We start from the raw sequence: 16,052 nt of genomic DNA, 5'->3' as shown, positions 1-16,052 counted from the left end.
ATTGCTGCAATTCTTTATCTGAGCAGCTGTGCAATCAGGGAATAAGCGATGATCACCAGGAATACAATCGTAATGTGATTAATGGAGAAAATAAACATTTTATGTGACCATTTCTTGGTTTGGGTACGATCAAATGTTGCCACGCTAAGAATGAGCCATGCCAAGCTGACCAAGAAAGCTACAATCGCCACAAATGGGCTAAGCGGCCAGAATAAAAAGCTGGAGAGCAATAACAATACCAGATAGACATTCGTTTGAATATATGTGCGTCTGATTCCTTTCACAACAGGAAGCATTGGGACACCAGCTGCCTTATATTCATCAAATCGGCGGATGGCAATACCGTAGAAGTGTGGCATCTGCCACAAGAGCATGGTAACCACCAAAGCCCAGATTTCGAAATGTCCGAGCTCCGGTGAGATTGCCGCCCAACCAATCAGTGGTGGAACGGCACCGGATAAGCTACCTACTTCGGTATTGTATATTGTTGTGCGTTTGGTCCACATGGTATACGGGAAGACATAAAGCAACAATCCCAAGATACCGAATACTGCTGCTGAAGGTGAAGCAATATACAGTAGAATGCCCCCAATCACCGTAATGGTGATCCCCAGAATCAGTCCGGACTTGGTATCGACCTGACCCGTAACGGTCGGACGCGTTCTTGTACGTTCCATAATGGCGTCAATGTCCCGGTCATACAAGTTGTTGAACACACCAGCAGCCCCGATGATCAGGGAGGAACCGATGACAGACAGTATGATCGGTACAATGTTGGCTATGAATGAGGCATCAAATACATACAATGCCAGACACAAACCGGCAAGCATGGCGATCAGATTGGACTTGATGATTCCGACTTTGATCGTGTCCATGAATACTTTCGGAATGGAGCTATACTCTAGTTCAATTTTGGGTTGAGACCCCTTATTCAATGTTTTCAAATGCTCACTTCCTATATCTATACTTATATATCTCGTGCCCTTATTATAGCATTTAGTTTACTATGTGAATTAAAACACGTTTTAGTTTAAAAATACTGTCAATTGATTGTGAACAATTTAAAAACAAGGTTTTTTTTAATTGTTAAAATTGAATTTCTGTGCTACAGAATTCATGAAAAAAACAAAAAAATGATAAAAAATGAGAAAAATATGCTTGCGTAATTACAAACAAGGGTTTATTGTAGATATCAAGGGTCTTTAATTGATTTTAATTTCAGTCTCTTTATTATAGCCTATCTGGTTGTTATTGTCAGGTTAGACTATTTTGATCCATATCGTATGAATAAAAAGATTTTTTTGAGTTAATTAAAGACTTTAAGTATCTGGAAAGGGTGTTTAAAATGAATAAAACAGTAGATGTGATTATCATTGGCGGTGGACCATCCGGTCTGAATGCCGCACTGGTACTCGGAAGAGCCAGAAAAGAGGTTGTCGTTATCGATGATGGTCGACCGCGTAATAAGGTGACTCGTGAAACTCACGGTTTCTTGACAAGAGACGGGGCAACGCCTAGTGAATTCCGCCAAATTGCCAAAGAGCAGATTCTCGCCTATCCTTCTGTACATATCATGGAGGACACGGCCGCTGCCGTCACAGGTACTGAAGGTTCATTTGAAGTGACAACGACAGAAGGCAAGGTGGTAAGAGGCCGGAAGCTTCTTTTTGCAGTCGGTAAAAAAGACCAGCCACTCGACATTCCCGGACTGTCCGCGGTATATGGCAAGAGTGCCTTTGTATGCCCTTACTGTGATGGCTGGGAGTTAAGGGATCAGCCACTGGGCATTATTGTGAGTGGTGATAAAGCCGTACACATGGCCAAAGTGATATCCGGTTGGACGAACCGGTTCACCATATTAACGAACGGAGCAAATGGACTGACAGAGGAACAGCGAGAAGAGTTGAAACAGCATCAGGTGCCTGTATTGGACGCACCGATTCAATCCATTGAGTCGGAGGACGGAATGGTTCGGCAAATTGTGCTGGAGGATGGAAGTGCCGTGGAGTGTACAGGCATTTTCTTCGCACCAAAGCTTGTCATCGGTTCGGATCTGGCTCAAACACTGGGGTGTGAAGTAACGGAGTCAGGGACCGTTAAGGTAGATGCGTTTGCCAAAACGTCAATACCGGGTGTCTTTAGTTCGGGAGATGCTGCATCGGAAATGTATCAGGCGATTACCGCTGCTTCGTTGGGTGCTTTGGCGGCCGTAAGCATTAATAGTGAGCTGAACGCCGAGGCCTGGGATAATTCAGGTAAGTTATAAATCCTTTAATTTCAGTAGAGTAGTTCAATTTTGTTTTAATAAATGAAGCGATGTTCTCCAAGAGGTATTTGCCTGCAGGCAAATACCTCTTTTTTGCGTTCTCTAGCTAGAATGCAGCAGTAAATGAATAGTTGAATATGGATATAAAATGAATTATTATAATATCAAATGATAGATATAACTATCAATTTTAATTATAAAAGTGTATTTGATCGATCCAAATCTATCTGTATGTAACCCATGGGAGGCGTTAATTCATGAGAGAAGCCGTAACTGTACCACAGCCTAAAATGTATGGGCCACTCGGTAATTTGCCACTGATTGATAAAGAAAAACCCTCATTGTCACTTGGAGTACTCGCTGAACAGCTTGGTCCCATCTACCGTCTTACCGTGCCAGGCTACTCCGGCTTGATGATCTCCGGGCATGAACTTGTTGCAGAAGCGTGTGATGTAACCCGTTTTGACAAATTCATATATAACGAACTGGAGAACGTGCGTGCTTTTGGAGGTGACGGGTTATTTACGAGCAGGACCTCTGAGCCGAACTGGAAAAAGGCACACAATATCCTGCTGCCCACCTTCAGTAAACAGGCGATGAAAGGATATCATCCCATGATGATCGACATCGCCGAACAGCTCATCCATAAATGGGAACGGCTCAATCCGAAAGATACGATTGACGTTGCCGATGACATGACCAGACCAGACTTACCTTGGATACGATAGGATTGTGCGGATTCAATTATCGTTTTAACAGTTTTTACAGACAGGATCACAGTCCATTTATCGTAAGTATGGTTCGGGCCCTGAATGAAGCGATGCAAAAAAGCTCGAGGTTGAAAATCCAAAACATGCTCATGGTCAAAACGAAACGCCAATTCCAGGATGATATTGAAACGATGTTCTCACTGGTGGACCGCATTATTGAGGAGCGGAAATCCAGTACGGATCATCAAGACGTTGATCTGCTTGCCCGTATGTTAAATGGAAGAGATCCCGAAACTGGCGCAGCGCTGGATGATGAAAATATTCGATATCAGATTATTACCTTCCTGATTGCAGGGCATGAAACCACCAGTGGCTTATTGTCCTTTGCACTATATTTCTTGTTAAAACATCCTGATTCTCTGCAAAAAGCTTACGCTGAAGTTGATCGGATCTTGACCAGTGACACACCGCAGTATGAAGAAGTGCTCCAGCTGCAATATATCCGCATGATTCTGAATGAATCATTACGATTATGGCCAACAGCCCCGGGATTCGACGTCTATGCCAAAGAAGACACGATGATCGGCGGAAAGTATGCCGTGAAGAAGGGGGAAAGTCTCAGTATACTGCTCCCACAACTGCATCGGGATCCAGATGCTTGGGGAGAAGACGCTGAACACTTCAGACCCGAAAGATTTGAAGACAGTTCCCAGGTGCCTCATCACGCATACAAGCCGTTTGGTAACGGGGAACGAGCATGTATCGGGATGCAGTTTGCACTCTATGAAGCAACACTTGTGCTGGGGATGATTCTGAAGCATTTTGAACTGATCGATTACAGCGATTATCAATTAGATGTGAAACAGACATTAACGTTAAAACCCGGCGATTTTAAGATTCAGGTTAAACCTCGCACACAGGTGAAAGAGAGCTCTCCCATGAAGTCTGGCCAGCGAACAAAAGATGTGAAACGAATGAGTCCTTTACCGAGCCAAACAGAAACAGGAGCACATCAGTCATATCAGAAGCTGCTTGTCCTGTATGGCTCCAACCTGGGGACAGCGGAGGGGATCGCCCGCAATTTTGGTGAAAAGGCCCAATCTAACGGAATTCAAGCTGAAGTGTGCCCGCTGGATGAATGGAGCGGAAAGCTGCCGAAGCAGGCTATCATACTGATCATTACGGCTTCCTATAATGGCAAACCGCCGCATAATGCCAAAGGATTTGTGGATTGGTTAAGAGATGCTGAACCGGCTAGTGTCCAGGGAATTCGGTATGCGGTTCTCGGTTGCGGAGATCGGGGTTGGTCCGGAACCTATCAGAGTATTCCTCGTTACTTGGATGAACAATTAACGTTGCTCGGAGGCGAGCGATGGTTAACACGCGGGGAAATGGACGCAGGAGGCGATATGGAGAAACAAGTTGAGGAGTGGGAGGAATTGGCGTGGCAGTCATTACGTGATGTGCCAGGTATTCAGATTATTGATAAAGAACCCACCAAACAAAATGCACTGCACATGGAATGGGTTCAGGATAATACGGAGTTTCCACTCGTACAGACCTATGGTGCGGCTCACGCATTCGTGCGGGTAAACCAAGAACTCCATGCTCCGAAAAGCGATAGAAGTACACGCCACATCGAGATCATTTTACCTGAGGGAGTAACCTACAGAGAGGGGGATCATCTCGGTGTACTGCCGAAAAATCAACCTGATCATGTTAAACGTGTATTGAAACGGTTTGAGCTTACAGGTGAAGAACGCATAAAACTAACGACCAGAGGAACGAATCTGATGCATTTGCCTCTGGGCCGTTCAGTGAAACTACGTGACTTGCTCGTTCACTGTGTAGAGTTGCAGGGTCCGGCAACGAGAATGCAGCTGAGGGAAATGGCTAACCATACCATATGTCCACCACACAAGCGTGAGTTGGAGATGATGCTGGAAGATGAAAGTTATGCCAGAACCATCCTTGGAGCTGGGGTCAGTATGCTGGATCTGTTGGAAAAATACGAAGCCTGTGAGCTTCCGTTTGCGAATTTTCTTGAACTGCTGCCACCTCTAAAACCAAGATATTACTCCATCTCCAGCTCACCGCTGTTAAATAGGGAACAGGCTAGCATAACGGTGTCCGTGGTTAGAGAGCCTGCATGGAGCGGCAAAGGGGAATACCTTGGTGTTGCCTCCACCTATTTGTCCCAATTGGAACCAGGAGAATCCATCTTCATGTTTATTCGTACGCCAGAATCCGGGTTTGCCCTTCCGGAAGAGGTGAATACCCCGGTCATTATGGTAGGTCCAGGAACGGGTGTAGCTCCATTTAGAGGATTTTTACAAGCGAGGGCGGCGCTGAAGCAAAAGGGAGCAGAGCTTGGCGAAGCACATCTCTTCTTTGGATGCCGAAATGATGGTGATTTTATCTATCGTGATGAACTGGAACAGTTTGAACAGCAAGGGGTGGTGAAGCTTCATACCGCTTATTCACGGGCTGCGGATCAACCCAAAACCTATATTCAACATCTGATGAGCAGGAAGGCCGAAGTATTGGTTCGGCTGCTTGATCAGAATGGAAGAATATATATTTGTGGAGATGGAACCCATATGGCCCCTGAAGTAGAAGGGACGTTACGCCAAATGTACCAGGAGGCGCGTGGAGCCAGTCTTGAGGAAGCCCGTCATTGGATCATGCAGCTTCAGGTTGAAGGACGGTACGTTCAGGACGTTTGGGCAGGTAAACGGAATGATGATGTTTCAGAGATTGAGTACGAGCAGACATATTAGGATCAAGGCGGCGAAAAGCCGCCTTTTTTTATTATTCCTAGCCGATAATCAAGTCTATCGCTGCTTTTAATATGAAGATAACAAACTGTTAGCGTTTTCATAACATTTCTTTGATAAAGTTGTTGACAGTACTTCTGGAAACGGGTTTAATTATGTAGACCGATTGTTATAATTCAGATTAAGGAAGTGGCTCCATTGAGTGAAAAGTCTAATGCTAAAGAACAAATTGTCAGCACAGCAGCCAGACTGTTTTTTTCACAAGGATATCATGCGACCGGTCTTAATCAGATTATTAAGGAGAGCAGTACGCCGAAAGGATCGTTATATCATTATTTTCCGCACGGCAAGGAAGAGCTCGCTCACGAGTGCATCCAGAAAGCCAATGAACACATCATGCAGAAATTCGAGGATACCTTTGCAGCCCATGAGAGCACAGGGGACGCCATCCAGCGATTTATACATGACATGGCTGATGAAACAGAAGCGGCTGGTTTCACGGGTTTTCTGCCATTCAGCTTTTGGGCGGCCGTGGAGACTTCCTGTATCAGTCATCAACTGCGTGTGGCATGTCAGGGTGTATTCGCGAACTGGCAGAACATCATTACGAAACATCTGATGATGGAGGGCGTTGGTGAGGAGAAAGCACGAGAAACGGGTCTTTTGGTCATCTCTTTAATGGAGGGAGCACTGATTATCAGTCTGACCAATCAGGATAAACAGCCTCTGCTGACGGCTGCTGATTATTTGTCAAGTGTGGCTAAGAATGCCAGAGGGATTCAATAAGTCTGCACAAAGAGAGAAACAGTTATAACGTTTGAGGAGGATGGATCGTGGAGGTTTCCATGAAAGCTGGTTCTGTACAGGACCAAGAAGAAACAAAGCAATATAAGGTACTGCCCATATTATTCGCGATGCTATTGAGCGGATTCATTGGCCTGTTCGGTGAAACAGCGCTTAATGTGGCACTGACGCCGCTGATGACCCTGCTTGAAGTTGGACCCACAACGATTCAATGGTTGACGACAGGTTACCTGCTCGTACTAGGTATTTTGGTGCCGGTTTCCGGTATGTTGTTACAATGGTTTACAACGAGACAGTTGTTTACAACGTCTCTGATATTTTCGATTGCGGGAACAATTGTTGCTGCAATCGCACCAAGTTTTGAACTGCTTTTGGTTGCAAGGGTGTTGCAGGCTGTAGGTACAGCTCTATTGCTACCTTTGATGTTTAACACGATTTTGGTTATTTTCCCGATTGAAAAACGTGGTGCTGCCATGGGATTAATCGGTCTCGTAATCATGTTTGCGCCAGCGAGTGGTCCGAGTATTTCCGGATTGATTCTGGCTAATCTGAGCTGGCACTGGATTTTCTGGATTTCATTGCCGTTCTTCATTATCTCACTGGTGTGCGGCTTGTTGTTCTTACCGAATATTTCGAAACTGACCAAGCCGAAAATTGATGTTATTTCCATTATATTGTCTACCCTTGGTTTTGGCGGAATTGTATATGGATTCAGCAGTGCAGGTGGACATGGGGATACAGGCGGAGGCTGGACCAGTCCGGTCGTGGTAATTACCCTGGTTGTCGGAGTAGTGTCCTTGCTGTTATTCAGCATCCGTCAGTTACGAATGAAGCAGCCAATGATGGATCTGCGCGCATTCAAATATCCAATGTTTACGATCGGCTTGATCCTGATCTTCATCTGTATGATGATGATGTTGTCTTCAATGCTGATCCTTCCAATGTATCTGCAGCAAGGTATGGCTGTTACAGCACTGACTGCAGGTCTGGTATTGCTGCCGGGCAGCTTGCTGAACGGATTCTTGTCTCCGGTTATGGGACGTTTGTTTGATAAATTTGGTCCAAAATGGCTCGTTATTATTGGTCTGGCGATCGTGGCTGTTGTTCTGTTCATGTACACAGGCATTACGCCGACGACAGCTTTGGGTACAATCATTACTATGCATGTGTTTATGATGATCGGGATTTCCATGATCATGATGCCTGCTCAAACGAACGGTCTCAACCAGTTGCCACCGGAGTACTACCCTCACGGAACAGCAATTATGAATACATTGCAGCAAGTATCCGGTGCGATCGGTACTGCGGTTGCGGTAAGTATTCTGAGTGCAGGTCAGACTCGTTTCTTGAGCAATGTAACTAATCCGGAAAGCCCGGAAAACCAGCTCGCTGGTTTCACGTCAGGGGTACAGAATGCATTTGTCTTTGCACTGGTTCTTGCCGTGATCGGTCTGGTGACCTCTTTCTTTGTTAAACGAGTGAAGGTTGGATCTCAACAAGGCCAACAAGGTCCTATGCATTAATTCGATATCACATAACATAAGACGATGTTCTTCCAGCTGCGGCTGGAGGGACATCGTTTTTTTATATTTTGTCACCTTGACATGAAACGGGTTCCATCTATTAGAGTGGAAAAAAGTCAGCTGTGGCTCATCAATTGTCACATATATGAACTTGCAAGCAAATAGTTCATGTTCTGACGAAATTGGATATGTTCAACTTTTAATTTAGCGACAATAATAGTGAAGTGATGTAAGATTCATCACACAGAATGGAAAACGTTTTAGTTTTGATAATCGATCGAGGAGAACTCTTTATGAAAATCATTCAACCATTAGCACCACATATGGCGGATATGCTATCGCGTTATGAGCAGAACGGGCACTTAAACATGCAGGCTTCGCTGCTGGGAAAACAGTCTGTTGTCTATAAAGTACAGGAATACTGCCTCAAAGTGTATACCCAGCGTGGAAAGATCGGTGGAGAACTCGAGTGTGATGCCATCATGTCAATGCAAAGCAACCGCCATGTCCCCAAACTGTATGCCTACTCTCCAGGACATTTTATCTTGACCGAATGGATTGATGGATATAATCTGAGACAGTATCGAAAGTACTTCGGGCACATTCCGTGTAACCTGATCTACGATATGTTATATTCCGAACTTCAGCAGATTCAGTCTGGATATCGGGATTGGGATGTGATACGTTATGAAAATTTACTCTGGACGGGCGAGGGTCATGTTAAAAGAACTGACTATTGGCTATGTGAGCCTGCAGGACCCGAGCGAGAAGGTATGGAAGATGCAGTGATTCGAAGAATCAATGGGGTTCAAGCTGGTGATGAAGCAGAAGTGAAGGAAATACAGGATTATCTGTTTCGGCACGGCCTTACAGCTTCAGAGGCTCAGCGCGCACTGGAGCAGTTCCAATCCCGGGTTAATGAATCCATTATTTCATAGTGAACCAGCCATTATGCAGAACAGAAGGTAATAAGATGACCAAATACGAAAATCAGATTCCAACATCGATGAATATGAGCTTAAAGGCTATGCTGAGCATGCTTCGGGATTCCCTTAAAAGTGGTCAGGAACGAAGACCTTTGAGTCATATACCGATATTGAAAAGTGAGTTTAGTGAAACGGTAAATACTGATGTTCATCCACAAGTGACATGGTTCGGACATTCGGCTTTTCTGCTTGAAATGGAAGGAACCAGATTGTTTTTTGATCCCATGCTGGGTAACCGTCCATCTCCGGTATCATGGGTGGGGACAAAGCGCTACAATGTTAATTTGCCAGTTCAGCCAGAAGATCTTCCGCCACTGGATGCCATCATCCTATCTCATGATCATTATGATCATCTAGATTATTCCTCCATTCGGAGGTTGATGAATAAAACCGAACGGTTTATCGTGCCGGTTGGCGTACGCCGGCGTTTGATTCAAATCGGTGTGCCTTCGGATAAAATTACCGAGCATGGCTGGTGGGATGAGCTTCAATTCAAGAGCCTGACACTGGCATGCACGCCTGCAAGGCATTTTTCGGGGAGAGGATTATTCGATCGTAACTCCACGTTATGGTGCTCATGGGTGATCTCCGGACATGAAACAAAGGTGTTTTTTAGTGGAGACAGTGGGTACGGACCTCACTTCAAAGAAATCGGTGACAAGTATGGGCCATTCGACTTGACGATGATGGAATGTGGACAATATGACGAACGGTGGGCCAACATACATATGATGCCGGAAGAAACCGTACAAGCCCATCTTGATGTAAAAGGAAAACTGCTCATTCCCATTCATTGGGGGGCATTCACCCTTGCCTACCATGCCTGGACGGATCCGGTTGAACGGATTACCCAGGCAGCACGTGATGCAAATATCGATATCGCAACTCCGAGAATTGGAGAAAAGGTTCAGATCCATACCGGAATTTATCCAACGGAGCATTGGTGGGAATCCGGCTTCTAGTAATCTTACAGCGTCTACTCAGCACATGAGTGGACGTTTTTTAGTTTATTTTAACATTGAAATTGCACTATAAATTAAGAGAATACCCATCACTATATTAAACTGGCGTTCATATCTCACGAGTACATTTTGAAATATTACCCCGCATAACGCCCATGTCATATTGGCACTGATCCCCACAACCGTTAACAATACAGAGAATATAATCATGTGAGCATCTGATTGGGTAAGCGGCAAGACAAATACCGAGATTGCGGTTAAACCATACAAAATGACTTTGGGATTCATGAACTGTAGAGTGAAGCCAAACCAAAATGAATAGGGATTGGTGCGAGTGTCTCCCTGGATTGCAGACGTACTACGCATAATTTTGAATGCCAGATAGATCAGATAGACACATCCTAACATATTCAAAACAGGTCTGATTCTCGGAATATACTGCTGCAGAACCAGATTGAAATAACTGGATAGAAACATAATCAGTAGACAACCCGCGGCTACACCACCAACAAACGGCAATGTCTTGGCAAATCCCCGATGTCTAGCTTGGGTCATGGCGATAATGTTATTGGGACCCGGTGTAAATGATGCGACAATGGCATACGTCAATAAAGGAATAATCATGATTGACCTCCGCAAAAAGATTGTTGTGTGCTATAATTGCATGAAATGTACGCTATAACGTTTGTGCGTTACCATTGTACGATATGGACTTTATATTGCACAATACTAATTTTTAAAGAGGTGATTACAGAATGGAAAATATCAACGCTGTACTTGCTCAAAATCTGAAGCAGATCAGGGAGCAAAGAAAACTTAGTCTGGATAAGGTTGCCGAAATGTCAGGGATCAGCAAGACCATGTTAGGTCAGATTGAACGGGGAGAATCGAACCCTTCCATCGCAACAGTGTGGAAAATTGCGAACGGCCTCAAAGTATCATTCACTACATTGATTCATGAACCGAAATCGGATGCTTCGATTGTGACGGGCGATGATATTCAAGTGTTAACGGAGGAAAATGGAAGAGTACGGATTTATCCGCATTTTTCTTTTGAAGAAGGTCGTCGATTCGAAATGTATGTCCTGGAGATGGATGAGGCAGCTTCATGGAGTGCAGAGCCGCACGTTGATGGAACAGAGGAGTTGATTACCGTCTTTGAAGGAGAAATTACGATTCATGTCGGGGGAGAAGATTTTACGGTGAAACGGGGAGAGTCCATTCGCTTTCGAGCAGACAAGCCGCATCGTTATAAGAACTCTGGAGTTTCGGAGAACCGATTAAGCATGGTTATTCATTATCCCGGGTAAATCGGTTTCGATTTATCGAGTTAAAAGGACTGACTTTGTGGACGCTTTGGAAGCAAGCCGACGTTTACAATTCATCTGTAAATGCTAGCGATTTTTTGAAGTTGAAGGATCGGTATTTCTTGTCTCTAATTTAAAACATAAACTTAGAAGAAAAGAAGAGTATAGAAACATTACTAATTATAAGTAAGAGATGTTACTTTGGAATAACAGTTATCATCTCTTACTTATATGGAACATAACCGCACTATACGATTAGGAACTACCCGTTTGCTAGCTCAATCCCAGTTCCATACCTCTACACGACTCAATTGGAAATGATGGAATTCAGCTAACTTTGTAAGTTTCTCCAACTCCCGCACAGGACCTGTAACAACCGCACCATATACTTGAACTCCTGTCTTCTCTAAGTAGGCAAGCCGCTGTTTATCTTGTGTAGCTTCGTTGTAATCAAGATGATTAATCATCCATTTTAGTTCAGTCATCATGGCGTCAATCTGTTCCTGCATCTGACCTGTATCTTCAGGAACGAAGTAGTTAAACCACCTTGCACCGTTCTCATTAAATTCATAAAGAGGTTTAAGGGTAAGATGTGGAATATTATAATCGAACATACCTGCCAGTGAATAGGAAGCACCAGGCTGGGTGGATTCGCCTGAATAAATCGGCATAGCAGTCACCGCAACATCGTAATCTGAAAGAAGCTTCATCAGTTGATCGGGAGACGCTAGGTTTTTCAAGGATAATGACATCTCTGCTACATGTCCATCATCAATTTCAACTAGCCGTTTGAGGCTGCTATTTTCCTCAGAATCATTATGATCAGGTTTACCATCAACAAGTGAGTAAGGGAGATAGAAAGGCCCGGGGTTATTGCCATTCAAATACGCTCCTGTATTGGTAATAGAATAGGTAAACTTACCGGTTATACTGAGCTTAGCTTGAATCTCACCTGTGATTACCTCCCATGAACCCACGTGTCGGTAAATTTTCAGATTAGCTTTCTGAGTTAAAAAAGGAGTTACTTCAAAAGGTTGAGCAGATATTCTTTTTTCTACCCGCAGTCCATCACCATGCATTTCAACAACAGAGATAATAGAACGCAAGAAATTGTTACGTACCTCTGATTGATCAAAATAGATATGGAGAGCTGAGACGTAAATGTGATAGACCAAAAAAACTAGAAAAAGCGCTCCTCCTGCATTAAGAAAAAATTTCCATCTTGTTTTCCATACCATTCGTTTAAATTGCTTGTGACCCCATTCAGGACGCTGTTGTTCAAAATCATCTTCCTGAAATAAACGTTCCTCATCATGTGGTGTTTTAGACATATTCAAACATCTCCTTTCATTTGAAGCATCTCTGCTTTGAATCGTTCTCTGGCACGAAAAAGAGTGATCTTCACCTGGTTCATATTCATATCCAGGATCTCGCAAAGTTCCTTATAAGATAACTCGTTCATTTCACGTAGTAACAAAATGGTTCGATATTGTTCGGGCAGCTTCTTCATCACTTGTTGAATACGAATGGTATGTTCACGAGCAGTCAGTACTTCCTCAGGAGTCCGATATGTATTTTTTAAGCCTTGCTTCTCCAACTCTTGATTCATTTGCTTTTCTCCACGATATTTACGGTACCAATCGATAAATAAATGCCGAGCTACTTTATACAACCAAGCTCTAGCATATTTAGCATGCTCGGCTTTCATGGAAACCATAGCTCTGTAAAAGGTTTCTTGAACTAACTCTTCAGCTGTCTCCGGAGATCCACACATTCGGTATAGATAGAGATACAGGGAGGACTGGTACTGTTTGAATAGTTCGGTATATAGATCACTCCTCATTTCAAGTTTCCTCCTCCTTCTATTTAGACAACGGGGAATGGAGACTAATGTTACAGTGAAATTGAAATTTATAGGAGATTTATTAGAATACATATCATTTAGGGGATTACTATTCGTAAATAGAAGCTTACTGTCCGTTAAACGATGCAGTGGGGGGGGTGTTGTAATTCATTCATAAAAATGAATGCAAGCACGATACATGGTTTACTACAATCACAACATATTAAGTCAAAATAAAAGGCATGAGCCCGGTATAATACCGAGAACATGCCAAACAAGTTGCATAATAATATTTGTCTAACTTTAAGAGGGGAGTTCTAAGGTGACTGCTTTTAGGTGGTATCATTTTGAATTAATTCAGAAGTTGATGCATTAGAAACTCAACCGTTCAAGGATGTGCGTCTGCTTGACGCTGGATGTCTTTGGCGCTTAGCGCCTTGTCATACACTCTAACCTGATCCATTTTGCCTTGATAGAACGGATCGGCAGCATATCGACTTTTGCCCAGATAGGCTTCCGCAGCTTGTAGATCCTTCGGATTGAACGTGATCTCAGAGCTGCTTGCTACTGATTTGCCGTTTACATATAAGGTGCCTGTGTCTCCTTGCAATGTGACAGCGACATGAACCCATTGATTGGTGGGCAGCGCTTCAGTCGCGATAAGACTCTGATCCCGACCCTGATCATGAATAGTGAATTGCAGAGCACCGGTATGCTGGGATGGTGTAAGGAACATATGTCTGGTCAAGCCATTGCCGAAGTCGAATATACGCTGCCAAGCCCCGCCTCCATCCCAGTTTACCCAAGCACTGAACGTGAAGTCCGTGGTGTCTGTGAGGAGTCCAGGCAGTTGAATGTAGCTGTCTTTTCCGTTAAAGGCAGCAGCCTGATTCTTGCTGCTAATTGCTGAGCTTACTACATTAAAGGTCTGGCCATGATAACCGTTTTTACTGAAATCCTGTGCGATTTTAGCGAGTTTTTTGTTGTCAAACGTATACTCGCCCAGCAGCGGGCCCATTGCCTGTTCAGGCACGATTACGCTGAACGTTTTGCTGGCCGAGGCCTTACCTTTCTGAATGGTTGCGGTCAATTTTACTTTGGCATCCCCTTTGCCGCTGCGTGGCCGGTTTACCGCTCCATCAGCCGATAGGACAGAGGGAAGAGAAGATTTCCATGTAATCTGACTATCACGTGTACCTGTGATGGGAAGGGAGAGGTCATAGAAGATATTCTCCGTATTTCCAATCGTCAGATCCTTTTTGACAGCCTGTACCACATCCTGATCTTTCATGGCTTTCATCTGACTTCCCCAGACCGCTACACCCGATGAAGAGAGAGCACTGAAGGTCAGGACGTTCTGCTGAGAATCCGCATCCCATTCTTGGGTGAAGACGCCTTCGTATACCACATTGTTGGACGTTATTCGTACCTTGTTGTCCTCCAGGAGGCTCCATGTTCCTGTTACAGCACCAGTAACCTGGCCGTTTGCCGCAAACTGAACGATCTGGGAGGATTTGATCTCTGCTGTGATATCCTTCCCATGATTAACCCACTTATATGAACCGGCTGCACTTTGTTCGGTCAATTGAACAGAATCGCTCTCCATGCCTGCATAACGGTAAGGAGATACGACTGGCCATCCTTCGGAGTTCATATGCATCTCATGAACCCGTACCTCATGTTCTTCTCCGCGATTCGGAAAGCGGGAGTGGAAGATGAGGAAGTGCTTGCCGGTCTCTTCATCATAGTAAGCAGAGTTGTGTCCTGGAGATACATATCCTGTTCCCTGGCCGGTGCCGGGGTCGCCGATCTGTCTCTCGAAGAGGTAGTTACCGAGCAGTTTTACGCCAAATGGTTCAATGGATTTGTCATCGAACAACGGCTTATCCTTATCTGCCATCACCTTGATCATATCGTTGCCTTCAGCATCGTAGAAGGGACCGTCAGGTGTTTTGGAGCGAGCAACGCGAATGTTATATCCACCATCAGCAGCGAGTCCTCCATAAGACAAGTACAGATAATAATAATCGGTTTCGGGACTGTAGAGCATATAAGGGGCCTCAATTCGGCTGTGGTTGCCTCCGGTCAGCTTCTTGCCATAACCTTGATTAGGAAGTGGTTTGCCGGTTGTTTCATCCATTTCCAGAATGAAAATCCCCCCGGAGTAAGAACCATACACCATCCATAGCTTACCGTCTTTATCAAAAAACACATCCGGATCGACCACGTTAGGATGCTTGGTGGCATCATATATGGTGCCATCTTCACTAATTTCATCCCACATGCCTGATTTCAGCAAAAGTCCCTGATCCTTGTATGGGCCTTCAATGTTGTCAGCTACGGCGACTCCAAGGGCAGACCGGGGAGAATCCCCTTTGCAGGCATTGTAATACATATAGAACTTTCCATCTGCCAGTTGAATGACGTCTGCTGCCCAGAGCGTATCCGTCTGAGCCCATTGCAGAGCTTCAGCGAATTCCTTGGTTACATTGGGAACGACGGGATTGTCATCCGTAACGCCAGAAGCGACGGAATCCCAGCTGATTAAATCTTTGGACTTAGCCACCTGTAGATGTGAGCCGAAGACATAATACATATCATCGACCTTAATAACAGAAGGGTCATGAACGGAGACGTTCTTAAATGCAGGTAACTGATTTTCGTTTAATATAGTGGAACTTTGCGAATTAAAAGCAGTTGAGGCTGTATTGTCCGCCAAAGCGGAGACTGGCGAAAGAGCTGGTGCAGAGAGCAATGCCGTACTAAGTGCAATGACCAAATAACGCTTCATACGTGTCCCCTTTCTTCATTCACAAAATATAAAACATGTTAAAAATAAAGCGGATAAACGTGGTAGTGCAGTCCTCCTTTCTG

11 protein-coding genes and 1 pseudogene are annotated in these 16,052 nt (G+C 44.4%); 7 read left to right on the top strand and 5 right to left on the bottom strand.

Translation table 11 applies throughout. The features are described from left to right. Window positions 1-14: 14 nt before the first annotated feature. On the bottom strand, window positions 15-944 hold the full coding sequence (gene cyoE, locus MH144_RS05975) for a heme o synthase (RefSeq protein WP_239298345.1): 930 nt from the start codon (window positions 942-944) through the stop codon (window positions 15-17). 401 nt (window positions 945-1,345) lie between these two features. On the opposite strand from cyoE, the gene MH144_RS05970 reads away from it, so the two are divergent. The 6 genes and pseudogenes from MH144_RS05970 (at window position 1,346) to MH144_RS05945 (ending at window position 10,028) form a co-directional block, all read left to right on the top strand. Then, entirely contained in the window at window positions 1,346-2,266 is a 921-nt protein-coding gene (locus tag MH144_RS05970) for an NAD(P)/FAD-dependent oxidoreductase (RefSeq protein ID WP_239298343.1), read from the top strand. Between the two features lie 257 nt (window positions 2,267-2,523). Beyond that, window positions 2,524-5,756: pseudogene (locus MH144_RS05965) on the top strand (bifunctional cytochrome P450/NADPH--P450 reductase). Window positions 5,757-5,951: 195 nt separating this feature from the next. Further along, entirely contained in the window at window positions 5,952-6,539 is a 588-nt protein-coding gene (locus MH144_RS05960; RefSeq protein ID WP_239298341.1) for a TetR/AcrR family transcriptional regulator, read from the top strand. A gap of 59 nt (window positions 6,540-6,598) precedes the next feature. Beyond that, window positions 6,599-8,080: a DHA2 family efflux MFS transporter permease subunit gene (locus tag MH144_RS05955; RefSeq protein ID WP_239299276.1), complete on the top strand. Its 1,482-nt coding sequence runs from the start codon at window positions 6,599-6,601 to the stop codon at window positions 8,078-8,080. A 293-nt stretch (window positions 8,081-8,373) separates the two neighbouring features. Then, on the top strand, window positions 8,374-9,018 hold the full coding sequence (locus tag MH144_RS05950; RefSeq protein WP_239298339.1) for a hypothetical protein: 645 nt from the start codon (window positions 8,374-8,376) through the stop codon (window positions 9,016-9,018). A 35-nt stretch (window positions 9,019-9,053) separates the two neighbouring features. Beyond that, entirely contained in the window at window positions 9,054-10,028 is a 975-nt protein-coding gene (locus MH144_RS05945) for an MBL fold metallo-hydrolase (RefSeq protein WP_239298337.1), read from the top strand. A 45-nt stretch (window positions 10,029-10,073) separates the two neighbouring features. Here the strand turns inward: MH144_RS05945 and MH144_RS05940 are convergent, their stop codons facing one another. After that, on the bottom strand, window positions 10,074-10,652 hold the full coding sequence (locus MH144_RS05940; RefSeq protein ID WP_275439959.1) for a LysE family transporter: 579 nt from the start codon (window positions 10,650-10,652) through the stop codon (window positions 10,074-10,076). Window positions 10,653-10,783: 131 nt separating this feature from the next. On the opposite strand from MH144_RS05940, the gene MH144_RS05935 reads away from it, so the two are divergent. Beyond that, window positions 10,784-11,338: a helix-turn-helix domain-containing protein gene (locus MH144_RS05935; RefSeq protein ID WP_239298335.1), complete on the top strand. Its 555-nt coding sequence runs from the start codon at window positions 10,784-10,786 to the stop codon at window positions 11,336-11,338. 275 nt (window positions 11,339-11,613) lie between these two features. On the opposite strand, the gene MH144_RS05930 is transcribed toward MH144_RS05935, so the two are convergent. The 3 genes from MH144_RS05930 to abnB form a co-directional block, all read right to left on the bottom strand. Beyond that, window positions 11,614-12,666 (bottom strand): anti sigma factor C-terminal domain-containing protein, encoded by a 1,053-nt coding sequence (locus MH144_RS05930; protein WP_239298333.1) that lies wholly within the window; start codon window positions 12,664-12,666, stop codon window positions 11,614-11,616. 2 nt (window positions 12,667-12,668) lie between these two features. Beyond that, window positions 12,669-13,178, bottom strand: coding sequence for an RNA polymerase sigma factor (locus tag MH144_RS05925; RefSeq protein ID WP_239298331.1), 510 nt, complete (start codon window positions 13,176-13,178; stop codon window positions 12,669-12,671). Window positions 13,179-13,566: 388 nt separating this feature from the next. Further along, complete coding sequence (gene abnB / locus MH144_RS05920; RefSeq protein ID WP_239298329.1) at window positions 13,567-15,969, bottom strand: arabinan endo-1,5-alpha-L-arabinosidase AbnB; 2,403 nt, start codon at window positions 15,967-15,969, stop codon at window positions 13,567-13,569. Window positions 15,970-16,052 lie beyond the last annotated feature (83 nt).

Origin of the sequence: Paenibacillus sp. ACRRY, from assembly GCF_022346995.1 — a bacterium.
Lineage (GTDB): Bacteria > Bacillota > Bacilli > Paenibacillales > Paenibacillaceae > Paenibacillus.
Note: the sequence above shows the minus strand (reverse complement) of the source record. Positions and strands in the feature narration are given on the sequence as shown.

What these genes read in the sequence shown, in the direction of transcription:
- MH144_RS05970 (WP_239298343.1), top strand. Translation starts at nt 1,346, where the DNA reads ATGAATAAAACAGTAGATGTGATTATCATTGGCGGTGGACCATCCGGT.
- MH144_RS05955 (WP_239299276.1), top strand. Translation starts at nt 6,599, where the DNA reads ATGAAAGCTGGTTCTGTACAGGACCAAGAAGAAACAAAGCAATATAAG.
- MH144_RS05950 (WP_239298339.1), top strand. Translation starts at nt 8,374, where the DNA reads ATGAAAATCATTCAACCATTAGCACCACATATGGCGGATATGCTATCG.
- MH144_RS05945 (WP_239298337.1), top strand. Translation starts at nt 9,054, where the DNA reads ATGACCAAATACGAAAATCAGATTCCAACATCGATGAATATGAGCTTA.
- MH144_RS05940 (WP_275439959.1), bottom strand. Translation starts at nt 10,652, where the DNA reads ATGATTATTCCTTTATTGACGTATGCCATTGTCGCATCATTTACACCG.
- MH144_RS05935 (WP_239298335.1), top strand. Translation starts at nt 10,784, where the DNA reads ATGGAAAATATCAACGCTGTACTTGCTCAAAATCTGAAGCAGATCAGG.
- MH144_RS05930 (WP_239298333.1), bottom strand. Translation starts at nt 12,666, where the DNA reads ATGTCTAAAACACCACATGATGAGGAACGTTTATTTCAGGAAGATGAT.
- MH144_RS05925 (WP_239298331.1), bottom strand. Translation starts at nt 13,178, where the DNA reads ATGAGGAGTGATCTATATACCGAACTATTCAAACAGTACCAGTCCTCC.
- abnB (WP_239298329.1), bottom strand. Translation starts at nt 15,969, where the DNA reads ATGAAGCGTTATTTGGTCATTGCACTTAGTACGGCATTGCTCTCTGCA.